The following is a 22,764-nucleotide window of genomic DNA, read 5'->3' on the forward strand; positions in this document are numbered from 1 at the left end:
AGCTAATTCCGGTTAGATTTGCATAAGTTTGGAAGAACGGTAGTCGATCTCGGGTCTGTCCGGCGGTTCCAGGGGCGTTACCGAAAGTAGTTTCGTCCTGAGCGGTCGAGCTCTTTTGATATTACAATATGTTCAGTTATTTTTTTGTAACTCACCGGAGACTTGCATGAAAATCGCTGGATCGATCCTGGCCGCTTCCATGGCCTTGTCTTCCCCCTCGTTCGCACACATCCAGCAGCAAGCGCCGGCGAGCGCCGCCGCCGCCGCGGCGCCGGATTCCATGCAGAGCGTGGTCGTCACTACCCGCCGCTTTCATGTCGAGCCGCGCGAGTTCGCCGACTATGAGTACGCCTACACCCTCGACAATGGCGAAACGGTGCGCTTCAGTCGCCGGGTAGGCCGTTTCTACGTCGCGATCAAGGGCTACGAGCCGGTGGAAATCCTCGCTTCCAGTCCGGCCCAGTTCGTGAGCCGGGGCGGCGCCACGCTGGTGTTCACGGAAGGCGGCGACGCGCTGACCATCGACAACTATCAGCTGCTCCAGGCTGAATCCGGCAGCCCGATCGTGTACGCGTTCGGCGGGCCCAGATAGGCCGGTCGTCAGGCCCGGCCGCCCGCCGGTCCCGGTCGCGGCCGGCGTGACCGTCCGCTGCGGATCGGCATCAGGCCGGCGCGGGTTCTTGTGGAAGCAGCGCCGCCGCGGCCAGACGCACATCCGGCGCCACCGCCGGCAAATGCGCGAACAGCGCCAGCACCGAGTCCAGCGGCATCGGCCGGTGGAACAGGTAGCCCTGCATGCAGGCGTTGCTGTGCGCGGCCAGGTACTGGGCCTGGTCCGGCGTTTCGACGCCTTCGGCCACCACGCGCAGGCCGAGGTGGCCGGCCATGGCCAGGATCGACTGCACGATCGCGGTCGCGTCCTGGTCGTGCGGGGTGTTGCGGATGAAGCTCTTGTCGATCTTCAGTTCGTACAGCGGCATGCGGGTCAGGTAGGCCAGGCTCGAGTAGCCGGTGCCGAAGTCGTCGACCGAGATGCGCAGGCCGAGCGCGGCCAGTTCGCCCATGCGCGCGATGGTTTCTTCCATGCGCTCGACCATCACGCCTTCGGTCACTTCGAGGATCAGCTGGCCGGCCGGCGCGCCCGTCTCTTCCAGGATCGCCGCGACGCGCGCCACGAAGTCGGGCTGGCGGAACTGCACCGGGCTGACGTTGACCGACAGCGGCAGCGCGTGACCGGCCGCGGCCAGCGTGTGCCAGGCCAGGCAGGCCTGGCGCAGCACCCATTCGCCCAGCGCCACGATCAGGCCACTGGCCTCGGCGACCGGGATGAACACGTCCGGCGGCACGCTGCTGCCGTCCTTGCGCCGCCAGCGCAGCAGCATCTCGGCGCCGCGCGGGCTGCCTTCGTGGTCCAGCTGCAGCTGCAGGTGCAGCGCCAGCTCGCCGTGCTCCAGCGCGTGCGCCAGGTCGCGCTCGAGGGTCAGCTTGCGCTCGGCCTCGACCAGCATGCCCGGCTCGAACAGCGCCACGCCGTTGCGGCCCTGGCCCTTGGCGTGGTACATCGCGGTGTCGGCTTCGCGCAGCAGGTCGTGCACGCTCTGGGCGCCGCCGGCGGCCAGCGCCACGCCGACGCTGGCCGAGGCGTAGTGGCGCTGGCCTTCGATGTCCATGCGTTCGGCCAGCGCCGAGCGGATGCGTTCCGCTATCGCAGTCGCGGCGTGGGTCTCGCCGACGTCGTCCAGCAGCACCACGAACTCGTCGCCACCCAGGCGCGCCACGATGCCGGCGCCGGCCACGATCGATTCCAGGCGCGTGGCGGCTTCGCGCAGCAGCAGGTCGCCGATGGCGTGGCCGCGCGCGTCGTTGATGGTCTTGAAGTCGTCCAGGTCGACGTACAGCACCGCGCCGCGCGCCGGGCCGGCCTGGGCCGCCGCCGCCAGCTGCCCGAGGCGGTCCATCAGCAGGCGCCGGTTGGGCAGGCCGGTCAGCACGTCGTAGAAGGCCAGGCGGTGGATCGCGGCCGCCGAGTTGCGCCGCTCGGTGACGTCGCGCCCGACCATCACCCAGTGCGTGATCGAGCCGGTCTCGCCGGCGAACGGCACCATCTCGAGCTGCATCCAGAACGGCGCGCCGGCGCGCGTGTAGTTGACCAGTTCCGCGCTCACCGCTTCCTTGCGCCGCACCGCGTGCACGATGCGCGCCACGGTGGCGCGGTCGGTCTCGGGGCCCTGCAGCATGCGCACGCTGCTGCCGACGATCTCCTCGCGCCGGTAGCCGGTGTGGCGCAGGAAGGCGTCGTTGGCGAAGATGATCGGCTGCTCGGCCCCAGGCGTGTCGACCATGCGCGCGATCAGCACCATGTCGTTCAGGCGCGCCACCGCCTCCGACGTCAGGCGCAGCTCGGCATTCACCGCACGCAGCCGCTCCTGGCCGGTCTCGAGCGAGGCGGCGGCGGTGCGCGCTTCGCGCAGCGTGTGCGACAGGCCCTTGAGCAGGGTGCCGGCGGTGAGCGTGACCAGCGCGCCGACGCAAGTGAAGTTGATGGCGATGACGACCGAGGTGATGAACGGGGTGCCGTCCAGGCCGTGCACGTACAGGGCGCCGGAGCCGCTGGCGCCGACCGCCACGATGAACAGGGCGCTCAGCGCCAGGCAGGCGATCCCGGGCCCGGTGCCGAGCAGGATCACCGCCATCAGCGGCGGAGCCATCAGGTAATTCAGGCCGACCGGCCCCACCGCCAGCATCAGGCCGACGGCGATCAGGAACAGCACTGCCAGGAAGTGCAGCACGCGCGGGGTGTAGCGCATGCGTTCCCAGCGCCAGATGGCGAAGATCCAGGCCAGCGCGATCACGTCCATGACGGCGACCTGCCACTTGCCGCGGTAGAGCATCAGGCCGATGCTGGGGATGGCCGCGATCGTGCCGAGGCCGAGAACGATCGGGAGCAGGGTGGAGAATACCCGCACGCGCCATCGCGCGATTTCGTCAACCGGGTCCATAGGGGTCCTGTTCTGCATGTCCACAGAAACTTTCTCCACGGCGCATAGTTTTTCTTGGTAGCAAAATTCTAGGCAGGCGGGGGTGCCTTTGTCACGCACTATTTAGGGGATTGTTGTGCTGCTGAAACTGCCGAGTGTGGCGGCGCCAACCGGCACCGCCACAAACCCGGTTCATCCGGCCGTCTGGGCCAGCAGTTCGTTGAGGTGCATGGTATTGACCGGCTTGACCATGTAATGGTCGAAACCGGCCTGGGCCGCCGCTTCGCGGTCCTGGGTGCGGCCGTAGCCGGTGGCGGCCACCAGCAGGGCGTTGCTGGTCTGCGGCAGGCGGCGCAGGCGGCGCGCCAGTTCGTTGCCGTCGACGTCGGGCAGGCCGATGTCGAGCAGGCAGACCTGGGGCGCGAACACCTTGGCGATCTCGATCGCGTCGGCCGCGCAGTACGCGATCTCGACCTCGTGGCCGGCCGCGCGCAGGAACAGGTTCAGGGTATGCGCGGCGTCCAGGTTGTCGTCCACCACCAGGATGCGCAGCCTGGGCGCGGCGGCAGGGGCGGCCCCGGCCTGCACCGGCGCCGTGAATGCCAACGCGGCCGCCACGCCCGGCGCCGCGCTGTCGGCCAGGTGGCGCGGCAGGCGCACGCTGAAGGTGCTGCCGCGTCCCAGGCCGGCGCTGGCGGCGGACACGCTGCCGCCGTGCAGCTCGACCAGGCTCTTGGCCAGCGCCAGGCCCAGGCCCAGGCCGCCCTGCGACCGATCCGGGGTGCGCTCGGCCTGGGTGAACAGGTCGAACACGCGCGTCACCAGGCCCGGCTCCATGCCGATGCCGTCGTCGCTGACCTCGAGCAGCCAGTGGGCGCCGTCTTCGTTCAGGCGCAGCGCGATGTGGCCGCCCTCGGGCGTGTACTTGGTGGCGTTGCCGAGCAGGTTGGCGACCACCTGCACCAGGCGCTTGTGGTCGCCCCGCACCTGGACGGCGCCGTTCGGCAGGTCGAGCACCACCTTGTGCCGGCGCGCCGCGATCAGGGGCCGGATCTGCTCGGCCGCGTCATTGACCACGTTGCGCAGGTCCAGCACCTGGGTCGACAGCGACACCAGGCCGCGCGTCACGCGCGAGACGTCGAGCAAATCGTCGACCAGGCTGGTCATGTGCTCGACCTGGCGCGCGATGATGGCGCAGGTCTGGGTGATCTGGGCGTTGTCGGAGTGCAGCAGCTTGAGCAGGTGCGCGCCGGTGCTGATCGGCGCCAGCGGATTGCGCAGCTCGTGCGCCAGCATCGCCAGGAACTCGTCCTTGCGCTGGTCGGCCGCGCGCAGCTCGCGTTCGGCCAGGCTGCGTGCGGTTTCCTTCTTCTGCAGGTTTTCCGCCATCTCGTCGAGCGCCACCGCCAGCTGGCCGATTTCTTCGCGCGCGCCGCCCTTCAGTCCGGGCATGCCGGTGCGCGCTTCCAGGTCGCCGGCGGCGATGCGGCGCGCCACCGCGGTCAGGCCGCGCACCCGGCGCACGATCAGCTTGTCGCCGGCGAGCCAGGCCGCCAGCAGCGCCAGCAGCGTGGTCGCGCCCAGGCCCAGCAGCGACATCAGCTGGGCGTCGCGCGCCACCTGGGTGATGGTGGCGGTCGGCACGCCGATGGTGACCGTGTAGTCGGTCAGGGCCGGGGCGCCGACGCGGGCAAAGGCGTGCAGGCGCTCGACGCCGTCCTCGCCCATCACCACCAGCGCGCGTCCGTGCTGGCTGCCATGCGCGCCCTGCCCGGTCTGGGCGCGCATTGCGGCCAGCAGCGGCGGCGCCACCCGCTTGCCGAACCAGCGCTCGGGATCGGGCCGGCGCGAGATCAGGTTACCCGAGGCGTCGGCCGTCTCCAGGATCGAGCCGGGCGGCATGCTGATATCGTTGACGAAGGTGTCCAGGCTGGCCAGGTCCATCGCGGCGAACACCACCGCCGCCACTTGCCCGTTGCGGTCGATCACGGGATAGGTGAGGTTGATGGTGTGCTTGCGGATCACGCGACCGAACACGTAGTCGCTGGCGATGAAGCGGCGCTCGGCCACGGCGCGCTTGAAGTGGCTGCGGTCGCCCAGGTTCACCGGATGCAGCATCGGCACCGCGCTGCAGCTGATTTCTCCGTCGGGCTGGATCAGGCCGAAGTTGACGAAGCCTTCGTTGCGGTCCAAAAAGTCGGCCAGCAGCGCGTTGCAGCCGGCGGTGTCGCCCATCAGGTCGGGTACGCTGACCAGGTCGACCAGGATCTGGCGCGCGCGGTCGATCGACTGCGCCTCGTTGGCGGCGGCCAGCGCGGTCAGGCGTTTCAGGTTTTCTTCCGAGGCGCGGATCGCCGCCTCGCGCTCGCGCAGGCCGCCCAGCACGGTGACCACCGCGATCGGCGTGACCGCGAGCAGCACCAGCAGCATCAGGCGGCTGCGCAGGCTGTTCAGGCCGAAGCGGCGCAGCAGACGGCTCATGGCGTTCCCGTTCGCAGGCGTTCGCCGAAGTCGACGATGCGGCGCACGCCTTCCATCAGCGTGGCGTGGTCGTCCGAGATGTAGCCGATGCGGATGAAGCCCGGCACGCCCAGCGCGTCGCCCGGCATCAGCGCCACCCGTTGCTGCTCGATCAGGCGCTCGGCGAAGCCGACGGTATCCATCGTCAGGGCGCGCACGTCGCCCCACAGGTAGGGGCCGGACGCCGGCGCCTGCATACCGATCCATGGCACCTCGGCCAGGTGGTGCAGCACCAGGTCGCGCCGCAGCCGATAGTCGCGCATCATCTCGTGCGGGGCGCCGGTGGCGAAGGCCGCGGCGGCCGCCACCTGCGACAGGTGCGGCGCGGCGGCGGTGATCGGGCCTTGCACGTTCTGCATCGCCTTGACGATGTGTTGCGGCGCCAGCGCGAAGCCGACGCGCCAGCCCATCATGGCGTAGCTCTGCGAAGCCGAGAACATGGTGACGATGCCGATGTCGCGCCAGGCGCGTTCATCCTGGCACAGGGAAGCCAGGCTGACGTGTTCGCCGTCGAAGATCAGGTGTTCGTAGCTTTCGTCGACGATCAGGTGCACGCCACCCGCGGCGGCCCAGTCGAGGATGTGTTCCAGTTCGGCGCGGGTGAACACCTTGCCGCTCGGGTTGTGCGGGTTGTTCAGCACCAGTGCCTTGACCTTGCCGAAGGCCGCCAGCGTGGCCGGGGTCAAGGTGTCCGGCAAATCGGTCATGACGACTTCCAGGCCGAGCAGCTCGGCGGTGGCCAGGTAGGCCGGCCAGTAGGGGCGGAACACGGCGATCCGGTCGCCCGGGTCGGTCATCGCGTACAGCGCCTGGTAGTAGGCCTGCTTGCAGCCGTTGGTGACGATGATCTCGTCGACGCTGGCCGCGATGCCGTTTTCACTGCCCAGCTTGGCGCGCAGCGCTTCGCGTACCCGGAGCGCGCCGCCGACCTCGGTGTAGGGCATGGTGCGCTGCTTGCCGAGCGCCGCACTCACCGCATCCAGCACCGCGGCCGGGGCCGGGAAGTGCGAGATCGCGATCGACAGGTCGATCACCTGCTCGCCGGCATTGCGCAGCGCTTCGGCGCGGCCGTGCATGGCGGTGGTGGCGAGCGGGCGGGAGTGGGCGATCCGGTTCGATATGTTCATCTGGAAGATTCCATGGTTGCTTTGTTGTTATAGGCAAGCTGTGTCTCGGGCAGCTCGGTCAATGGATCAGTGAATACGGCAAACACGGCAAAGTTTCTGGATTGTACTAAAAATTTAAGGATTTTCCGTGCTTCGAGACCTGTCGTGCGCGCGCCGGTTTGAACTTGATTTGTGGCGCTGTCAGCGTTAGATATGGATGAGGATTGAACTGCTGAGATGATCAACCGTCCAACGCCCATCGTCGTCGACAGGAGAGGATCGTGAAGGCGCCGCGGTTGAAGAAGTTGTTCGCGCAGCTCCCTTTGCCTAACCATCCGCAGCGGCGGGTAGTGCTCGACGCCCTGCATCCGGCTGCCGGACGTTCGTCCGCGATCACGGGATCGCCCACCAGGCAGTCAATGTGCAAGCCGGTGCACGGGGGGCGCGGGCGCCCAGGGCGCCGTCCACGTGCAAAACGTTAATGCCTACCATCAACGGTTCAAGAAGTGGCTGGTACGCTTTCATTGCCTGGCGTCATGCCGCTGCCCAACAACCTGGGCTGGTATTGGGCGCTCGATAGCGGCCCAATTGCGTCTGTCGAGCAATTGTTGCGCATCGCGTGCGGATTCATCCATACCTAACGATGACAGCGCCTAATTTGTTGACACTTCAGCCGGGGCCACGAGTAAGATAGTCGGGTGGCGGCTTCCAGGGGTTTTTGACAGTTAGCTTGGAACTCATGAAAATTTGTGTAGTCCTACACATACGGCGGTGAGTTCCACCGTGTCAGCCTGTGGAGAAGAAGGCTCTGGCCCTGCGAAACTGCAAGGTGAAACCGGCTTCGGCGAAGCAGGAATTCAACGGTAAAGCTAGCTATAAATAGTTTTACGTAAGTTTGAAAGAACGGAATCGGCATGAATATCGTGTGCGTGGGCGGTGGTCCGGCCGGGCTGTACTTCGCGCTGCTGGCCAGGTTGCGCGACCCGCTCAACAGCGTTACCGTATTCGAGCGCAACCGCTCCGGCGAGACCTTCGGCTGGCGCGTGGTGCTGTCCGACGCCGCGCTCGACACGCTGGCGCAGGCCGATGCGCCCAGCGCTGCCGCGATCCGTGCAGTCTTCAAGCGCTGGGATGCGATTGACATCCACGTCAAGGGCCGCACTGTCACATGGGGCGGCCACGGGTTCTGCGGCATCGGACGGCGGCGCCTGCTGGCGATCCTGGAGCAACGCTGCCGCGAACTGGGCGTCGCGATGGATCATGAGCGCGAGATCGGCGACGTGGCCGCGCTGGCCCGTGCCCATGCGGCTGACATGATCGTGGCCGCCGACGGCGTGCATGGCGCGCTGCGCCGGCAGTTTGCAGACAGCTTCCGGCCCGAGCTCGAACAACGCCATTGCCGATTCGTCTGGCTCGGCACGCGCAAGCGCTTCGATACCTTCACCTTCGTCTTTGAAAACACGCCGCACGGCTGGTTCCAGGCGCACGCCTACCGCTACGACGAGGAGATGTCGACCTTTATCGTCGAGACGCCGGATGAGACCTGGCGCGCCAGCGGCCTGGCCGACATGAACAGCGAACAGGCGCTGGCGTTTTGCGAGCGCCTGTTCGCGCGGTATCTCGACGGCGAGCCGCTGCTGGCGCAGGCCGGGCAGGGGCGTGGCGCGGCCAACTGGATGCGCTTTACGCGCCTGGTGTGCCGGCGCTGGGTGCTCGGGTTGCCGGTCGACGGCCGCCGCGTGCCGCTGGTGTTGATGGGCGACGCCGCCCACACGGCCCACTTCTCGATAGGTTCCGGCACCCGGCTGGCGCTGGAAGACGCGATCGCGCTGGCCGAGGCGCTGGGCAGGGCGTCGGACGCCGATGAGCCGGACCTGGAACGCTACCAGCAGGCGCGCCAGGTCGAAGTGCTCAAGCTGCAAAGCGCGGCGCGCAATTCGATGGAGTGGTTAGAGAACGTGGCGCGCTATGGCGATTTCGCGCCCGAGCAGTTCGCGCATTCGCTGCTCACGCGCAGCCAGCGCCTGTCGCATGAGAACCTGCGCCTGCGCGACGACGCCTACGTCGCCGGCTTCGAACGCTGGCTCGTGGCGCGCGCGGCAGGGCAGGCCGGGGTCGAGTGCCTTGATCCCGCGCCGCCGCCGATGTTCACCCCGTACCGCGTGCGCTCGCTGCTGCTGAAGAACCGCCTGGTGGTGTCGCCCATGGCGCAGTATTCAGCCGTCGACGGCCTGGTGGGCGACTACCACCTGGCGCACCTGGGCGCGCGCGCCCTTGGCGGGACGGCGCTGGTGATGGCCGAGATGACCTGCGTCTCGGCCGACGCCCGCATCACGCCCGGCTGTCCGGGGCTGTATGCGCCGCAGCACACGGCGTACGGCTACCTGCTGTCGAGCGTCGTCTCGCCGCTGACCAACCAACGCACCGACTTGTATGGCGGCAGCCTGGCCGCGCGTTGCCGCTATCCGCTCGAGGTATTCGCCGCCGTGCGCGCGGTATGGCCGCAGGAGTTGCCGATGAACGTGCGCATCTCGAGCCACGACTGGGTCGAGGGCGGCATCACGCCGCAGGACGCGGTCGCGGTGGCACGCCTGTCCCGCGACGCCGGCGCCGACATGATCGACTGCTCCTCGGGCCAGGTCAGCAAGCAGGAACATCCCGTGTTCGGCCGCATGTACCAGGCGCCGTTCGCCGACTGCATCCGCAACGAGGCCGGCATCGCCACCATCGCGGTCGGGGCGATCACGGACGCCGACCAGGTCAACGGCATCATCGCCGCCGGCCGCGCCGACCTGTGCGCGGTCGGCCGGCCGCACCTGGCCAACCCGGCCTGGACCTTGAGCGAGGCGGCGCGCATCGGCTGGCATGGCGTCGCGTGGCCGCGCCAGTACCTCGCCGGCAAGGCCCAGCTGGAACGCAACCTCGAACGCGAGCGCCTGCAGGCCGCAGCGCCGGACCATTGACGTCATCCACGCCAGGAGCATCGCATGCATCTACCAATGGGCGAACCGCACCGGCTGCCGGGCAGCGGCGCCAGCTTCGCCGGGTACCAGGGGCGCCACGTTGGATTCGCGCTGGAGGCCGGCGTCGCCACCATCACGCTCGACCGCCCCGAGCGCAAGAACCCGCTGACCTTCGACGCGTACGCCGAGCTGCGCGACCTGTTCCGCGCGCTGGCCGACGCTGCCGACGTCAAAGCCGTGGTGCTGACCGGCGCCGGCGAGAATTTCTGTTCCGGCGGCGACGTGCACGAGATTATCGGGCCGCTGACGCGCCTCGACATGCCCGGCCTGCTGGCGTTGACCCGCATGACGGGCGACCTGGTCAAGGCGATGCGCGCCAGCGCCGGTGCGATGCTGGCGCTGGCCTCGGACATCCGCTACGGCACCGCGCGCAGCCGCACCGCCTTCCTGTTCGCGAGCGTCGGCCTGGCCGGCTGCGACATGGGCGCCTGCGCGCTGCTGCCGCGCGTGGTGGACCAGGGCCGCGCCGCCGAGCTGTTATATACCGGACGCTCGCTTGGCGGCGAAGAGGGCGAGCGCTGGGGCTTTTTCAACCGCCTGTGCGAGCCTGATCAGGTGCTGGCCGAGGCCAGGGCCTTCGCCGCGACGCTGGCGAGCGGCCGGACCTTCGCCCACGGCATGACCAAGCGCATGCTGCAGCAGGAATGGAACATGGGCGTCGACGAGGCGATCGAGGCCGAGGCGCAGGCCCAGGCGATCTGTATGGCCACGCGCGACTTCCACCGCGCCTATCACGCCTTCGTGGCCAGGGAGCGACCGCACTTCGAGGGGGATTGATGGAACACGATTACCTGGACTGGCCGTTTTTCGATCCGCACCACGCGGAACTGGCGCGCGCCCTCGATTGCTGGGCCGCGGCCAACCTGGGCGACGCCCGCCCCGGCGCGGAGGGCGCCGACGTCGAGGCCATCTGCCGCGCTCTGGTCAAGCGCCTGGGCCGCGACGACTGGCTGCGCCACGCGGTGGCCGGCGTGGCCTTCGGCGGCGCCGGCCAGGCGATCGACACCCGCGCCCTGTGCCTGGTGCGCGAGACGCTGGCGCGCCACGCCGCGCTGGCCGACTTCGCGTTCGCCATGCAGGGCCTGGGCAGCGGCGCGATCTCGCTGTTCGGCACCGACGACCAGAAGCGGGCCTGGCTGCCGCGCGTGGCGCGCGGCCAGGCGATCGCCGCCTTCGCGCTGTCCGAGCCGCAGGCCGGCTCGGACGTGGCGGCGCTGAGCTGCGCCGCCCGCCGCGACGGCGACGGCTGGGTGCTGGACGGCGAGAAGACCTGGATCTCGAACGGCGGCATCGCCGATTTCTACATCCTGTTCGCGCGCAGCGGCGAAGGGGGCGCACGCGCCCCGCGGCGCGGCGCGGCCAAGGCCTCTGACGGCATCAGCGCCTTCATCCTCGACGCCGCCACGCCGGGATTGCAGATCGCCGAGCGCATCCACACCATGGCGCCGCACCCGATGGCGCGCCTGCGCCTTGATGGCTGCCGGGTGTCGGCGCATTGCCTGCTGGGCGAGGAAGGGCAGGGCTTCAAGGTGGCGATGGCCACGCTCGACGTGTTCCGCACCTCGGTCGCCGCCGCCGCGCTCGGGTTCGCACGGCGTGCGCTGAGCGAAGCGCTGGCGCATGCGGCAATGCGTCCCATGTTCGGCAAGACGCTGGCCGACTTCCAGCTGACCCAGGCCCGGCTGGCGCAGATGGCGCTCGAGATCGATGCCGCGGCGCTCCTGACCTACCGCGCCGCCTGGCTGCGCGACGCCGGCGGACGCGTGACGCAGGCTGCGGCGATGGCCAAGCTGGCCGCCACCGAAAGCGCGCAGCGCGTGGTCGACAGCGCGCTGCAGCTGTTCGGCGCGCGCGGCGTGCAGCGCGGCGCCGTGGTGGAAGGCCTGTACCGCGACGTGCGCGCCCTGCGCATCCATGAAGGCGCAAGCGAAGTGCAGCTGATGATCATCGCGCGCGAGCTGCTCGCCGCGCCTGCTTGAGGAGCGGAACTCTCGGCATACAGTTGGTGTATGAAACTACGTAAGCTGGTATCGGAATGCACCCGTGGCGAGGCTGATGGAAGAGCGGGGCGCGGGTCGAGATCGGGGTCACGGCCGTGTTGCCGTACCGAGTCCCGGACTGAGTCCGGACTGAGCGCCGCCGGCGTGGCGATTCTGCTACCTTGCTCCTTAATGTGACCCAGGGAGCAAGACATCATGAATGATCCAATCGTGCGCGTGATCCGCGACTTCGACATGGCCGAGCGCCTCCGTATCGACCTGCTGGCCGCCGGCCTGGGACCCGACAGCGTGCAGCTGTCCCCGATCGGCGACGAAGCCGGACCGGGCCAATCCAATTTCACCGTGGGCGACAATCCGAACGCCAAGGGCGGCACCGACTACAACGACGTGTACCGTCCCGAAGGCGACCATCATGGCGCGCTGATCCTCAAGGTGCTGGCGCTGGACGCCAACCAGCAGCAGCAGGCGCTGGCGATCCTGGAGCGGCATGGGGCGAACGACAAGGATGTCGTCGGTGGGGCCGGGTTGCACTGATCGACGCGAGCGTGCCGGTCGCCGCGGCCGGCCGGCACGTCACCCGATCAGCTCCAGCTCAGATCCGTTTTACTGAGCGGCAGTTCGCGCACCCGTTTTCCGGTCGCCGCAAAGATCGCATTGCACACCGCCGGCGCCAGCGGCGGCAGGGCCGGTTCGCCCAGCCCGGTCACCGGATGGCCCGATTTCACGAAATGCATCTCGATCCTGCCCGGCGCGTCGCCGATGCGCAGCAGCGGGTAATCGTGGAAGTTGCTCTGCACGATGCGGCCGTTCTCGATGTCCAGCGCCGGGAACATCAACGTCGACATGCCGTCGATCACCGAACCCTCGACCTGGTTCTCGGCCCCCGACAGGTTGACGATCTGCGGCCCGATGTCCGTCGCCACCACCACCCGGTCGACCTTGACTTTGCCGTCTTTCGACACCGTCACCTCGGCCACCTGCGCCACGTAGCCGCGATGGCTGAAGTGGAAGGCGATGCCCTGGCCCTGGCCGCGCGCGAAGGTCTTCTTGCCCCATCCCGCTTTCTCGGCCGCGGTCTGCAGCACCGCGCGCATGCGTGCCACCGCGTACGGCTGGCCGCGCTCGCCGGTCCCCGCCATCACCTCCTTGTCGCCCAGCAGTTCGAGGCGGAAGGCCAGCGGATCGCGTCCGGCCGCGTGCGCCAGTTCGTCGATGAAGCTGTGGAACACCCAGGCGAACACGCAGCTGCCCGGCGCGCGCCATGGGCCCATCGGCACCCGGCATTCGAGCGCGGTCTGCTCCAGCTTGCAGTTCTCCACCCAGCGGCCCGGGAATTCGTCGCCCGAGAGGTTGCCGCCGCTGCCCGGCTGCAGGATCGACTGGCCGTCGCGTTCGACGCGGTTGGCGAAGGTGACGAAGTGGTTGTGCCAGGCCACCGCCTTGCCCTGCGCATCGACTCCGCCGCGCAGGAAGTGAAAGCCGCCCGGGCGGTAGTGGTCGTGCTGCAGGTCGTCCTCGCGGGTCCAGGTCAGTTTCACTGGCGCCGAGGTCTTCAAGCGCTGGGCGATGGCGACCGCTTCGACGATGAAGTCCGAGCTGAGGCGCCGGCCGAAGCCGCCGCCGCTGCGGATGATGTGCATCGTGATTCTCTCCTTCGCGATGCCGAAGGTGCTCGTCACCAGCGCCTGGCCGGCGCCCGGGTTCTGGGTCGGCGCCCACAGTTCCAGCGAGCCGTCAGGCCTGGACCAGGCGGTGCAGTTTTGCGGCTCCATGCTGGCGTGCGAGATGAACGGGTAGCTGTAGGCCGCCTCGACGGTCCTGGCGGCGCCGGCCATCGCCTTGTCGACGTCGCCGTCGCTGCGCATCACGCCCGTTCCCGGCTTGCCGGCGGCTTGCTTCGCCTGCGCCGTGAAACCGGCCCAGCTGTGGGTGGCGCCGACGCCTTCGTCCCATTCGACTTCGAGCGCGCGGCGGGCGCGGATCGCGGCCCAGGTCGAGGTGGCGACGATCGCCACCCCCGGACGCAGGCCGTTCAGGTTGGCCGTGCCGTCGATGATGAACGCATCCTTGACGCCGGGCAGGGCGCGTACCGCATCCAGGTTGGCCTTCAGGGGCTTGCCGCCGAAGACGGGACACTTGGCGTACACCGCGTGCAGCATGCCCGGCAGCTGCACGTCGATGCCGAACAGCGGCTTGCCGACCACGATGGCGCCGTTGTCGACGCCGCCCACGCGCGTGCCGAGCAGCCTGAAGCTGGCCGGGTCTTTCAGCGTCACGCTCGCCGCATCCGGCACCGGCAGCCTGGCGGCGCTGTCCACCAGCGCGCCGTAGGCGATGCGGCGCTTGCTGGCGGCGTGCAGCACGGCGCCGCCTTCTGTCGTGCACTCGCCCGGGGCCACGCCCCAGCCTTGTGCCGCGGCCTGGACCAGCATCGCGCGCGCCGCCGCGCCCAGGCGGCGCAAGTTCTCGTAGTTGTTCGGGGTCGAAGTCGAGCCGCCGGCGCCCTGGCCGCCGTAGGCGGTTGGGTTCAGGTCGCCCTGGACAATGCGCACGCTGTTCCAGTCGACGTCGAGTTCCTCGGCGATCACCATCGGCAGCGAGGTCTTGATGCCCTGGCCGATCTCGGGCTGCTTCGAGGTCAGCGTCACGCTGCCGTCGCGCGCGATGCGGATGAAGGCGTTCGGCGTGAAGTCGGCCTGCGCGGCATCCTCGAGCGCGGCCAGCGCGCCACCGGACGACATGCCGATCAGGAGTGCGCCGCCTGTGGCGCCCGTGCGCAGGAAGCGGCGCCGGGAAAGGGAGCTGGGAGCGTGCATCATGCCTTTCCTTTCGCGCCGGAAGCGGTGGACGCGATCTCGGCCGCGCGATGGATACCCTTGCGGATGCGCATATAGGTCGCGCAGCGGCACAGGTTGCCGGCCATGGCCTCGTCGATCTGGGCGTCGGTCGGCTTCGGGTGTTGCTTGAGCAGGGCGCAGGCGCCCATGATCTGGCCCGACTGGCAGTAGCCGCATTGCGGCACGTCGAGTTCCTGCCAGGCCTGCTGCAGCGGATGGCGGCCTTGCGGGTCGAGCCCTTCGATGGTGGTGATCTTCTGCGTGCCGATGGCGGACACGGGCAGCACGCAGGAACGGGTAGCAATGCCGTCCAGGTGGACGGTGCAGGCGCCGCACTGGCCGAGGCCGCAGCCATACTTGGTCCCGACCAGGCCCAGCGTATCGCGCAGCGCCCACAGCAGCGGTGTATCCGGTTCGACGTCGACGACCATGGCCTTGCCGTTGACGTTCAGGGTGGTCTTGCTCATGACGCTCCTTCAGGCAAACAGAACAAAGGTCCAATCCTAGCGGAAATTTTGCCTTCTCAACAGCATATCGTTGCCCGATCAGGCCGCTTTGAACCGCTTCTGACGGGATCCGGTTCGCCATGCGAACCGTGCAGTCGGAACATCACCGTCGAGTATGTAATACTTTGTCGCTTTCACAGCAGCCACCCCACCTCTTATGCCGATCAACCGCCAGCGCCTGCGCCTGCTCCCCGCGAACCTCAAACTGCGCCTGGCGGCGGTTGCTTCCGTGCTGGTGTTTGTCGCCACGCTGCTCGTGACGCTGTCCACGCTGGCGGTGGCCGAGCGCGGCATGAAGCGCGTGATCGGCGACCAGCAATACGTGCTGTTGTCGAGCGCCGCCTCGTTCATGGACGACCGCATCGAGGCGCGCCTGCGCGAGCTGGAAGGCCTGGCCGCCGGCCTGCCGCGCGATGCGCTGGACCAGCCGCAGCGCTTGCGGCGCCACCTCGAACTGCAGGCGCCGCTGGGGCGGCCGGAGTTCCTGAACCTGTTGCTGCTCGATCCGCAGGGACGCCAGGTGATGTCGATGCGCTCGTTCGGCAGTGAGCGCACGCTCGACGCGCGCGGGCGCGCCTATTTCGACGAGGTGGTGGCGAGCCGGCGCAGCATGATGTCGCAGCCGATCGTCAGCCGCATTTCGGGACGCCAGGTGGTGATCGTCAGCACCCCGGTGGTCGATGGAGCGCGCCTGCTCGGCGTGCTGACGGCCAGCCTCGACCTGCGCGAGACCGGCTTCCTGCGCCAGCTCGGCGCGCTCAAACCCGGCGGCACCGGCTACCTGTTCCTGATGACTGCCGACGGCGTCATGATCGACCATCCCGACAAGGAGCGCGTGCTGCAGCCGGCCGCGCGCGGCGCGCACCTCGGCACCGAGCGCGCCCTGAATGGCTTCGAAGGCTGGCTCGAGGCGCGCGCACGCGACGGCAGCGACGCCATCTTCGCCTACCGCCGGCTGGCCTCGACCGGCTGGATCCTGGGCGCGCGCTATCCGTCCGCCGAAGCCTTCGCGCCGCTGGCGCGCATGCGCCACAACGCCATCTTCGGCGCGCTCGGGCTGGCGCTGGCGGCCGGGGTGCTGGCCTGGGTGCTGATGGTGCGCCTGCTGGCGCCGCTGCAGGCGCTGCGCGAGCGGGTGGCGGCGGTGCGCCACGACGGCGCCGGCATCGAGGTGCTGCACGACGGCCGCCAGGACGAGATCGGCGAACTGGGACGCGCCTTCCACGCCCTGATGGCCGAGCGCGAAGCGGCCGAAGCGTCGCGCTCGGCCAGCGAAAAGCGGCTGCGCATGATTGCCGATAACCTGCCGGTGCTGATCGCCTACCTCGACGAAGAGCGGCGCTTCCGCTACGGTAACGCCACCTTCGAGCGCTGGTTCGGCATCGCTCCCGCGCGCCTGGAAGGGATGTCGATCGCTGGCCTGATGGGCGTCGAGGCGGCCGGCCAGACGCGCGATTGCCTGGACCGCGCCTATGCCGGCCTGGACGCCACCTGCGAGCTGCAGATCCGCATCCACGGGCGCCGTATCCACCTGCAGGGCGTGTTCATTCCCGACCTGCGGCCGGACGGCAGCGTGGCCGGGGTGTACGCGCTCAAGCACGACACCACCCACGTCAAGGAAGTCGAGGCCCAGCTCACGCGCCTGGCGCGGGTCGACACGCTGACCGGCCTGGCCAACCGGCGCAGCTTCAACGAGACGCTGGAGGCAGCGCTGGGGCGCGCACAGCGCAGCCGCAAGCCGCTGGCGCTGGCCTACCTCGACGTCGACCACTTCAAGCGCATCAACGACAGCCACGGCCACGGCGTGGGCGACGAGGTGCTGCGCGAATTCGCGGCGCGGCTGGAGGCCGGCGTGCGCGCCACCGACACCCCGGCGCGCCTGTCGGGCGACGAGTTCGTGGTGATCCTGGAAGAGATCGGCGGACGTGCGGAGGCCGAGCGGATCGGGGCCAAGATCGTGGATGCGATGCGCTCGCCGTTCGTGACCGGGGCCGGGCCGCTGCAGGTGTCGGCCAGCGTCGGCATCGCCTTGTCGCGGCCCGGGCAGGACCAGGAGGGCTTGCTGGCCGCGGCCGACAGCGCGTTATACGCCGCCAAGGGCCGCGGCCGCGACGGTTACGCGGTGTACGACGAAGCCGCGTAGGGTTGGCGGCTACGCCGCCGACGCGTTCAAGGAACGCCGGCAAGTGGCGCGGCGGATCGAAAGCCGGTTGAGGTCAAGGAACGTCGGCAAGTGGCGCGGCGGATCGAAAGCCGGTTGAACGCGTCGGCGGCGTAGCCGCCAACCCTACGTAGCGTGGACCGGGGGGCGCAGCCGGCTTCGCCGTCCACGCGTTCAACCAACGTAAATCACAACCCCTCCGGATACGTCTCCGGCGGCTCGCCCGAATGCCACCCACTGGTGGCATCGAGCGGCTCCACCGCGCGCGTGCGGTCGATGTGGATCACCGCGTCGAACTGGCGCGGCAGCTGGGCGTGGAAGTAGTGGCTCTGGCGTTCGGTGCGCGGCAGGTACAGCACGCCGATGGCGCGTTCCAGCCGCTCTTCCATCAGCGCGTCGCGCACCGGGCCGGGATCGCGCAGCGGCAGGAAGAAGCGCTCGATGCCGGTGTCGTGCAGCAGCCGTTCGTAGCTGCCGGCCAGCGCCGGGCGCACGTGCTTGTGCCGCGCTTCGCCGTCCCATTCCGAGGCGGCGGTGACGCGCCCGTCATAGGTGGTGAATCCGATCAGGCAGGCGTCCTGGCCGTAAGCCTTGCGCGCCAGTTCGCCCACGGTCCACTCGCCCTGGCGCCCGATCTCGGTGGCGCGGGCGTCGCCGATGTGCGAGTTGTGCTCCCACACCACGATGCGCGCCGGCTTGCCGTCCTGCGACAGGTGGCGCGCGACCGCGTCGAGGGTTTCGGCCATGTGGCTGTCGCGCAGATTCCAGGACGAGATGCGGCCCTTGAACATGGTGCGGTAGTACTGCTCCGCGTTCTTCACCAGGCGCGCGTTCTGCTGGGCGTAGAAGAACGCGTCCTGGGCGCTGGCGCCGGCGTCGGCGGCGCCGTGCTGCATGTAGTCGCGCGCGCGGCCCTGCAGCTCGCGCAGCATGTCCAGCACACCCTGCTCGCACGACGGCGTCATGCCGAAGCTGGTGGCGTATCCGTACTGCTGGCTGTCGCGGTCGTAGTGGTCGAAGCAGGAGTATGCCTTGCGCGCCTCGCTGGCGGCGTTCGGGTCGACCCCTTCCAGGTAGCGCACCACCTCGTGGATCGAGGTGAACATGCTGTACAGGTCGAGGCCATAGAATCCGGCCTGGGGCGAACCGCTCTTCGCATTCCGCTCGCGCAGCCACTCGACGAAGTCCAGCACCGCCGTGTTGCGCCACATCCAGGACGGAAAGCGCTCGAAGCCGCCCAGGGCGGCGTGGCCGTCCGCGTCCTGGCCTTCGCCACGTACATAGCGGTTGACGCGCCAGGCGTCGGGCCAGTCGGCTTCGACCGCCACCGCGGTGAAGCCCTTTTCCTCGATCAGGCGCCTGGTAATGCGCGCGCGCTCCGCGTAGAACTCGTGGGTGCCGTGAGTGGCTTCGCCCAGCAGCACGAAGCGCGCGTTGCCGACCAGGTCGAGCAGGGCGTCGTAGTCGTCCGGCCCGCCGTCGAGCGGGTGCGCCGCCAGGCGCACCGCTTCAATTGCGGCGTCCTGCGCGGCATCGTGCGCGCCGGCGGCGCGCTTGTTGCCGAAGATGGCCATGGCTTCTCAATGCAGGAAGCTGTGGCTGGGACCGGCCTGCTGCGCCGCGTACTGCGAGCCGCCGCGCTCGATGAATTCCTTCATGCGCGCCAGGTCGTCGTCCATCTGGCGCTGCGGGTCGGCGCCCAGCATGCGCGCGATGCCGTGGCCCAGCACGCCGGCCGGCGGTGCGTACGACATGCGCACCGTGACCAGGGTGCCGCCGCGGGAGGGTTCGAAGCTCACGGTGCCTTCCTGCTCGATCTCGGAGCCCGGTTCGCTGCGCCACGACAGGCGGTCCGGACGCGACTGCTCGGTCATCACCGCGTTCCAGGCGTATTCCATGCCGCCCGGGCCGCGTACCGCCCAATGCGAGCGGCGGTGGCCGAGGTCGCGCACTTCGGTCACGTGCGACATGAAGCGCGGGAAGTTCTCGACGTCGGACCAGGCGTCATATACCTCTTTCGGGGAGGCGTCGATGTGGATCGTGCTTTCCACCTCGACCTGGCTGGCACTGCCGGCGCCGCGCGCGCGCAGGGCGTCGACCAGGTTGCGGCCACGGTCGCTGCGCAGCAGCACCGCCAGCGCGCCGAGGCCGAGCAGGGCGGCCACCGGCGAGCGGCGCACCAGGCCGACCACGCTCAGCGCGCCGGTGCCCAGCAGGGCGGAGTTGGTCAGGGTCGGGCTGCGCGATCCGAATACCTGCGACAGGTGGCCGCTCCATTCGCGCAGCTGGTCGCCGACCGCGTTGGCACGCTCGCGCGCGCCGCTGCGGATGTCGGCGCTTGCACGCCCGGCGGCCGCTTGCGCGCGGTGATAGACCTCGCCGGCGCGGTCGGTCGCGTGGTCATAGTCCTTGCCGGCGCGTTCGCGCACATCCTCGGCCAGGTGGCGCGCGCGTTCACGGACGTCGTGACCGCGTTCAGCCGCGCGCGCCGATTTTTCACGCGCCTTGTCGGCCGCATAGCCGGCCGCGTAGGCGGCGCGTTCGCGCGCTTCGTACGAGGCATCCGACAGGCGCTCACCGGCTTCGTGGGCGCTGTCGGCCAGGCGTTCGCGCGCATGTTCCAGCCGGTCGCGCGTCTTGTGCGAGGCGGCGGACAGGCGGTCCCCGGCTTTGTGGGCGGCGCCGGCCAGGCGTTCGCCGGCGCGGGCGTACACGTTCGAGGCGCGTTCACGGGCCGAGTCGAAGCGGCTCCCGGCATCGTGCCAGGCGTGTTCCAGATGCTCGCCGGTGCGCTGGCCGGCGTCGCGCAGCGCGCCGCGCGCGCGGGCACGGCGGGCTGCGCCGCGTTCCGGGTCGAAAGCGTACATCAAGAGGGCGCCGGCGACGGCTGCGCCTACCCACGCGCCTACTCCCGCACCTGCTCCTTTGCCCACGTTCATTCCTTGTTCGTTCGATTGGTCCATGTCCGCTCCTTTCGGTTGGTTGGCCGGTGTTCACGGCCGTGATTGGTTCTCAATATGTGCGTCTCATTGGCTGCCTTCCCGAGGCCAGGCCCACGCTTCCTTCAGCAGCTCCTGCACTTCCTCATCGCGCGTCTGGTCGAAGCTGCGGTACCACTGGCCGACGGCGCGAAAGTGCGCCGGCGTGGCCAGGCACACCAACTCGTCGACCCCCTCGCGCAGCGCGCGCACCGTGGCCGGCGCGCCCACCGGCGCCGCCACTACCAGCCGCGCCGGATGGCCGCTGCGCGCCACCTCCACCGCGACCCGCATGCTGGCGCCGGTGGCGATGCCGTCGTCGACCAGGATCACGCTGCGTCCCGCCAGCTGCGGCGGCGCGCGCTCTCCGCGGTAGCGCCGCTCGCGCCGTGCCAGCTCGCTTCGTTCCGCCGCCGTGACGGCGTCGACTTCGTGCTGGGTCACGCCCATCAGGCCCGGCACGCCCGGCTGCAGCACGCGCACGCCGCCGCTGCCGATGGCGCCCATCGCGAACTCGGGCTGGTGCGGCAGGCCGAGCTTGCGCACCAGCATCAGGTCGAGTTCGGCGTGCAGCGCCTGGGCGATCGGGAACCCGACCGGCACGCCGCCGCGCGGCAAAGCCAGCACCAGCAGGCCCGGCGTGCCCGCGTAGTGCCTGAGTTCCTGCGCCAACAGCCTGCCGGCATGGGCGCGGTCATCGAACGGTTCGGTCGCTTGCATGGGTCGCCAACGGTCGTGAATGCAGGTTGCGCCAGGACGTGGCACGGCTACGCGGCAAAGCCGCGACCGTTGTTTCAGCATACACAGGCTGGCGCCGTTCCGGCGTCCGTTTGCCGTGTGGAAATCGCTTGCGAGCTAGCGCAATGCAGAAAGGAAGAAGGAAAGACAGCGCAGCGGCTGCGCAAGGCAGCCGTTGCGGGAGGGGAGGGTGGCGCGTCGCTGCCGCCGCGGTCAGCAGTGGACGTCAGCCGAGCTGGCGATGGTGGAAGCGCAGGTGGTCTTCGACGAAGGTCGAGATGAAGTAATAGCCGTGGTCATACCCTTCGTGGCGGCGCAGTTCGAGCGGCTGGCCGGCGGCGGCGCAGGCGGCTTCGAATGCTTCCGGCAGCAATTGTTCTGCCAGGAATTTGTCGCCCAGGCCCTGGTCGATCAGGATGCCGCCGGGGAAGGGTGCCTTGTCCTGCTGCCCCATCAGCACGCTGGCGTCGTACGCCTGCCAGCTGGACTGGTCCGCGCCCAGGTAGCCGCCAAACGCCTTCTTGCCCCACGGGCACTGGCTCGGCGCGGCAATCGGCGCGAACGCCGAGACCGAGCGGAACAGGTCCGGGTGGCGCAGCGCCATCACCAGCGCGCCGTGGCCGCCCATCGAGTGGCCGAAGATGCCGACCCTCTTGGCGTCGGCCGGCAGCGTGGCCAGCACCAGTTCGCGCAGTTCCAGCAGGTAGCTGTGCATGCGGTAGTGGCGCGCCCACGGTTCCTCGGTGGCGTCGAGGTAGAAGCCGGCGCCGACGCCGAAGTCCCAGCTCTCGGCTTCGCTCGCTACGTTCGCGCCGCGCGGGCTGGTGTCGGGCGCGACCAGGATCACGCCCAGTTCGGCTGCCACGCGCTGGGCGCCGGCCTTGATCATGAAGGTCTCTTCGGTGCAGGTCAGGCCGGCCAGGTAGAACAGCACCGGCAGCTGTCGATCGGGCTGCTGCTGCGCGGCCGGAGGCAGGTAGACCGAGAAGCGCATCGGCAGGCCGATGGCGGTCGAGTCGTGCTGGTAGAAGCGCTGGACGCCGCCGAAGCAGGCGTGTTCGTTCAGGATGTCGGGCATGGTGGTCGGGTCGAGTGATTGATGACGCAAGTATGACGCCTCGCGACCCATCCTGCCAGCCGCGGGCGTTTTCCTGGACCGGGCCGGCCGCGCTTCAGCCGCCGCCGATGCCGCGCATGACGCGGCCGCTGCCGCCGCACATCGGACAGGATTTGCCGTCGGCCAGGGCGCCGCTGCCGGCGCAGGCGTCACAGATGTCCTCGCCGGCGCCGGGCGTGCCCGGTTCGGCTTCGTCGCCGGGGTTCAGGTCGTGTTCGGGTTGAATGCTCATGGCAGTCCTCGCTGGTTGGTGTGATGCCGATTGTAGGCAGGTCGGCAGGAGCGTGGCGCGCCACATGACTGCGGACGCGGCAGGTAACCGGCCGGCGGCACAACGTCATGATGTGCACATTGATGTGGATTTGATATTGACACCGGCGATCCATCAACAATACTCGTGGCGTCGCGTTCAATCCACCGGAGCAGCCCATGAGCCCGTACCGACCCGAGACAATCGACCAGTCCCGCGCCGCGCCGCCCCGTTCCGGCGAGCTGCGCAGCGATGCACGCCAGCGCGACATCGTCGCCGGTGGCATCGCGCTGCTGCGCGAGAGCGGCATCATGACGGCGGTCGAGTATCTGAAATCGCATGCCATCCGCCCGCACGTGATCGAGCGCGTGCTGCTGGAACCGCAGCGCCGCCGCGCCAGCGCCTGACCCTTCGCGTTCTTGCTGTACGTAAGCGACCGGCGCTGCCTTCCATGCACAAAGATTGCTCCAAATTTATTTGCAGTGCATACTAGGCTCACTTGATCTTTATTCGACAAGTGTGCGTAAGCCCTTGATTTTCAGGGCTGCCG

18 protein-coding genes are annotated in these 22,764 nt (G+C 69.1%); 7 read left to right on the plus strand and 11 right to left on the minus strand.

Translation table 11 applies throughout. The features are described 5' to 3' along the window. Nucleotides 1-166: 166 nt before the first annotated feature. A complete protein-coding gene (locus QPK27_RS21400; protein WP_290420204.1) occupies nucleotides 167-592 on the plus strand; it encodes a hypothetical protein in 426 nt (141 codons plus the stop codon). A 70-nt stretch (nucleotides 593-662) separates the two neighbouring features. Here QPK27_RS21400 and QPK27_RS21405 read toward each other — a convergent pair whose 3' ends face one another. The 4 genes from QPK27_RS21405 to QPK27_RS21420 form a co-directional block, all read right to left on the minus strand. After that, nucleotides 663-2,999, minus strand: coding sequence for a bifunctional diguanylate cyclase/phosphodiesterase (locus QPK27_RS21405; protein ID WP_290420205.1), 2,337 nt, complete (start codon nucleotides 2,997-2,999; stop codon nucleotides 663-665). Between the two features lie 171 nt (nucleotides 3,000-3,170). Continuing rightward, the gene (locus QPK27_RS21410; RefSeq protein ID WP_290420206.1) at nucleotides 3,171-5,459 is read right to left on the minus strand and encodes an ATP-binding protein; all 2,289 of its coding nucleotides are present in this window, start codon (nucleotides 5,457-5,459) and stop codon (nucleotides 3,171-3,173) included. Continuing rightward, complete coding sequence (locus QPK27_RS21415; RefSeq protein WP_290420207.1) at nucleotides 5,456-6,625, minus strand: pyridoxal phosphate-dependent aminotransferase; 1,170 nt, start codon at nucleotides 6,623-6,625, stop codon at nucleotides 5,456-5,458. The genes QPK27_RS21410 and QPK27_RS21415 overlap by 4 nt, the downstream gene beginning before the upstream one ends. After that, nucleotides 6,622-6,972 (minus strand): hypothetical protein, encoded by a 351-nt coding sequence (locus QPK27_RS21420; RefSeq protein ID WP_290420208.1) that lies wholly within the window; start codon nucleotides 6,970-6,972, stop codon nucleotides 6,622-6,624. The genes QPK27_RS21415 and QPK27_RS21420 overlap by 4 nt, the downstream gene beginning before the upstream one ends. 546 nt (nucleotides 6,973-7,518) lie before the next feature. On the opposite strand from QPK27_RS21420, the gene QPK27_RS21430 reads away from it, so the two are divergent. The 4 genes from QPK27_RS21430 (at nucleotide 7,519) to QPK27_RS21445 (ending at nucleotide 12,161) form a co-directional block, all read left to right on the plus strand. Beyond that, entirely contained in the window at nucleotides 7,519-9,567 is a 2,049-nt protein-coding gene (locus QPK27_RS21430) for an FAD-dependent monooxygenase (protein ID WP_290420209.1), read from the plus strand. Nucleotides 9,568-9,591: 24 nt separating this feature from the next. Next, a complete protein-coding gene (locus tag QPK27_RS21435) occupies nucleotides 9,592-10,404 on the plus strand; it encodes an enoyl-CoA hydratase family protein (protein WP_290420210.1) in 813 nt (270 codons plus the stop codon). Continuing rightward, a complete protein-coding gene (locus tag QPK27_RS21440) occupies nucleotides 10,401-11,606 on the plus strand; it encodes an acyl-CoA dehydrogenase family protein (protein ID WP_290420211.1) in 1,206 nt (401 codons plus the stop codon). Before QPK27_RS21435 ends, QPK27_RS21440 begins: the two co-directional genes overlap by 4 nt. 216 nt (nucleotides 11,607-11,822) lie before the next feature. Beyond that, on the plus strand, nucleotides 11,823-12,161 hold the full coding sequence (locus QPK27_RS21445; RefSeq protein WP_290420212.1) for a hypothetical protein: 339 nt from the start codon (nucleotides 11,823-11,825) through the stop codon (nucleotides 12,159-12,161). A 47-nt stretch (nucleotides 12,162-12,208) separates the two neighbouring features. Here QPK27_RS21445 and QPK27_RS21450 read toward each other — a convergent pair whose 3' ends face one another. Beyond that, nucleotides 12,209-14,446, minus strand: coding sequence for a molybdopterin cofactor-binding domain-containing protein (locus tag QPK27_RS21450; protein WP_290420213.1), 2,238 nt, complete (start codon nucleotides 14,444-14,446; stop codon nucleotides 12,209-12,211). Further along, complete coding sequence (locus QPK27_RS21455; RefSeq protein ID WP_290420214.1) at nucleotides 14,443-14,931, minus strand: (2Fe-2S)-binding protein; 489 nt, start codon at nucleotides 14,929-14,931, stop codon at nucleotides 14,443-14,445. Before QPK27_RS21455 ends, QPK27_RS21450 begins: the two co-directional genes overlap by 4 nt. Before the next feature lie 196 nt (nucleotides 14,932-15,127). Between QPK27_RS21455 and QPK27_RS21460 the strand changes: the two genes are divergently transcribed. Then, on the plus strand, nucleotides 15,128-17,113 hold the full coding sequence (locus tag QPK27_RS21460) for a diguanylate cyclase domain-containing protein (RefSeq protein ID WP_290420215.1): 1,986 nt from the start codon (nucleotides 15,128-15,130) through the stop codon (nucleotides 17,111-17,113). Nucleotides 17,114-17,319: 206 nt separating this feature from the next. Here the strand turns inward: QPK27_RS21460 and QPK27_RS21465 are convergent, their stop codons facing one another. The 5 genes from QPK27_RS21465 to QPK27_RS21485 all read right to left on the minus strand — a co-directional run bounded on the left by QPK27_RS21465 (nucleotide 17,320) and on the right by QPK27_RS21485 (nucleotide 22,196). Next, nucleotides 17,320-18,705 (minus strand): erythromycin esterase family protein, encoded by a 1,386-nt coding sequence (locus tag QPK27_RS21465; protein ID WP_290420216.1) that lies wholly within the window; start codon nucleotides 18,703-18,705, stop codon nucleotides 17,320-17,322. 6 nt (nucleotides 18,706-18,711) lie between these two features. Continuing rightward, the gene (locus tag QPK27_RS21470; RefSeq protein WP_290420217.1) at nucleotides 18,712-20,094 is read right to left on the minus strand and encodes an SRPBCC family protein; all 1,383 of its coding nucleotides are present in this window, start codon (nucleotides 20,092-20,094) and stop codon (nucleotides 18,712-18,714) included. A gap of 63 nt (nucleotides 20,095-20,157) precedes the next feature. After that, nucleotides 20,158-20,829 (minus strand): phosphoribosyltransferase, encoded by a 672-nt coding sequence (locus QPK27_RS21475; RefSeq protein ID WP_290420218.1) that lies wholly within the window; start codon nucleotides 20,827-20,829, stop codon nucleotides 20,158-20,160. Between the two features lie 244 nt (nucleotides 20,830-21,073). Continuing rightward, entirely contained in the window at nucleotides 21,074-21,925 is an 852-nt protein-coding gene (gene fghA / locus QPK27_RS21480; RefSeq protein ID WP_290420250.1) for an S-formylglutathione hydrolase, read from the minus strand. A gap of 94 nt (nucleotides 21,926-22,019) precedes the next feature. After that, complete coding sequence (locus tag QPK27_RS21485) at nucleotides 22,020-22,196, minus strand: hypothetical protein (RefSeq protein WP_290420219.1); 177 nt, start codon at nucleotides 22,194-22,196, stop codon at nucleotides 22,020-22,022. Nucleotides 22,197-22,393: 197 nt separating this feature from the next. Here QPK27_RS21485 and QPK27_RS21490 point away from each other — a divergent pair, with 197 nt between their 5' ends. Then, nucleotides 22,394-22,621: a hypothetical protein gene (locus QPK27_RS21490; protein WP_290420220.1), complete on the plus strand. Its 228-nt coding sequence runs from the start codon at nucleotides 22,394-22,396 to the stop codon at nucleotides 22,619-22,621. Nucleotides 22,622-22,764 lie beyond the last annotated feature (143 nt).

The sequence above is a fragment of the Massilia sp. YIM B02443 genome, assembly GCF_030411955.1.
Lineage (GTDB): Bacteria > Pseudomonadota > Gammaproteobacteria > Burkholderiales > Burkholderiaceae_D > Telluria.

What these genes read in the sequence shown, in the direction of transcription:
- QPK27_RS21400 (WP_290420204.1), top strand. Translation starts at nt 167, where the DNA reads ATGAAAATCGCTGGATCGATCCTGGCCGCTTCCATGGCCTTGTCTTCC.
- QPK27_RS21405 (WP_290420205.1), bottom strand. Translation starts at nt 2,999, where the DNA reads ATGGACCCGGTTGACGAAATCGCGCGATGGCGCGTGCGGGTATTCTCC.
- QPK27_RS21410 (WP_290420206.1), bottom strand. Translation starts at nt 5,459, where the DNA reads ATGAGCCGTCTGCTGCGCCGCTTCGGCCTGAACAGCCTGCGCAGCCGC.
- QPK27_RS21415 (WP_290420207.1), bottom strand. Translation starts at nt 6,625, where the DNA reads ATGAACATATCGAACCGGATCGCCCACTCCCGCCCGCTCGCCACCACC.
- QPK27_RS21420 (WP_290420208.1), bottom strand. Translation starts at nt 6,972, where the DNA reads ATGCAGGGCGTCGAGCACTACCCGCCGCTGCGGATGGTTAGGCAAAGG.
- QPK27_RS21430 (WP_290420209.1), top strand. Translation starts at nt 7,519, where the DNA reads ATGAATATCGTGTGCGTGGGCGGTGGTCCGGCCGGGCTGTACTTCGCG.
- QPK27_RS21435 (WP_290420210.1), top strand. Translation starts at nt 9,592, where the DNA reads ATGCATCTACCAATGGGCGAACCGCACCGGCTGCCGGGCAGCGGCGCC.
- QPK27_RS21445 (WP_290420212.1), top strand. Translation starts at nt 11,823, where the DNA reads ATGAATGATCCAATCGTGCGCGTGATCCGCGACTTCGACATGGCCGAG.
- QPK27_RS21450 (WP_290420213.1), bottom strand. Translation starts at nt 14,446, where the DNA reads ATGATGCACGCTCCCAGCTCCCTTTCCCGGCGCCGCTTCCTGCGCACG.
- QPK27_RS21455 (WP_290420214.1), bottom strand. Translation starts at nt 14,931, where the DNA reads ATGAGCAAGACCACCCTGAACGTCAACGGCAAGGCCATGGTCGTCGAC.
- QPK27_RS21460 (WP_290420215.1), top strand. Translation starts at nt 15,128, where the DNA reads ATGCCGATCAACCGCCAGCGCCTGCGCCTGCTCCCCGCGAACCTCAAA.
- QPK27_RS21465 (WP_290420216.1), bottom strand. Translation starts at nt 18,705, where the DNA reads ATGGCCATCTTCGGCAACAAGCGCGCCGCCGGCGCGCACGATGCCGCG.
- QPK27_RS21470 (WP_290420217.1), bottom strand. Translation starts at nt 20,094, where the DNA reads ATGGACCAATCGAACGAACAAGGAATGAACGTGGGCAAAGGAGCAGGT.
- QPK27_RS21475 (WP_290420218.1), bottom strand. Translation starts at nt 20,829, where the DNA reads ATGCAAGCGACCGAACCGTTCGATGACCGCGCCCATGCCGGCAGGCTG.
- fghA (WP_290420250.1), bottom strand. Translation starts at nt 21,925, where the DNA reads ATGCCCGACATCCTGAACGAACACGCCTGCTTCGGCGGCGTCCAGCGC.
- QPK27_RS21485 (WP_290420219.1), bottom strand. Translation starts at nt 22,196, where the DNA reads ATGAGCATTCAACCCGAACACGACCTGAACCCCGGCGACGAAGCCGAA.
- QPK27_RS21490 (WP_290420220.1), top strand. Translation starts at nt 22,394, where the DNA reads ATGAGCCCGTACCGACCCGAGACAATCGACCAGTCCCGCGCCGCGCCG.